The organism is Oleiphilus sp. HI0061 (assembly GCF_001635675.1).
The window spans coordinates 1-964 of sequence record NZ_LWFE01001609.1; the positions used below are offsets into that span (position 1 = coordinate 1).

At 44.4% G+C, this 964-nt stretch carries 1 protein-coding gene; it reads left to right on the forward strand.

Annotation, left to right across the window (positions count from 1 at the left end; translation table 11 throughout):
• Window positions 1-34: 34 nt before the first annotated feature.
• Window positions 35-964 (forward strand): 7TM diverse intracellular signaling domain-containing protein (locus tag A3735_RS24915; protein WP_304440021.1); only part of this gene is annotated, 930 nt, incomplete at its 3' end.

Genomic DNA, 964 nt, shown 5'->3' on the forward strand with positions numbered 1-964 from the left:
TTATCGCGAGGGCGGCATATGGTTTAGTCTACGCATGACGGGCGAGGCCGGCCGTTTCAATATGGAGTATCGTCCGATCATATCGGCAGTCTTCTTTGGCTCAATTCTAATTGCAATCGGCCTGTATAATTTTTCATTATTCGCCTTCCGCTCAAAAGAGGTTAGCGCTCTATACTTTGGTCTATTGTGCTTGGCTGTGGGCTTCAGGCGCTTAATGATTGATGAGCGGGTTCTGCACTTATTTGACTGGTTCAGCTGGGCAAGCCTCCAACGCCTTGAGCATTTAAGTTTTTACCTGACGCTTCCTTTCTTTATGGGCTTCTTTAGCGCCTTATACCGGAAATATATCCCGGCCTTTACCATGAGAGTCTCATGGGTGCTAATCACCCCCTTTGTCTTTATCTGCCTGGCATTCGAGAACCGAATATACACCGAGTTGAATGTGGCATTTCAGGTACTGGTATTAATTAGCGTCACCTTTGCAATGGCTATGTACTTAAAAGTTGTTCAGGCAGGTGGAAAACGGGTTAAAGCTTTTGGCGCCAGCTTGCTTATTTTGGCGCTTACCGTTATTCATGATGTACTCAAAGCCAATGGTATTTTCGGCACACCTTTTAATGTCGCACATTTTGGCGTACTGGCTTTTGTTATCTCCCAGTCCATCGCCCTTCAACGGAACTATCTGAAGAACCTAGACTTAGTAGAGGCGATGTCGAAGCAACTAAAAAGTCGAAATAAAGAACTTATCGAAATGGATGCCTTCAAAGATGAGTTTTTGGCCACTACCTCTCACGAACTACGAACGCCTTTACAAGGTATCTCGGGGCTAGCAAAAGTATTAATCGAAAGTGATCAGCAGAGCTTAAGTCCAGACCAAAAAAACAAGATTGAGCTTATCTCTAACACCTCGCAGCGCTTGAATATCCTGGTGAACGACATTCTTGATTTTTCGAGTATCAAACAT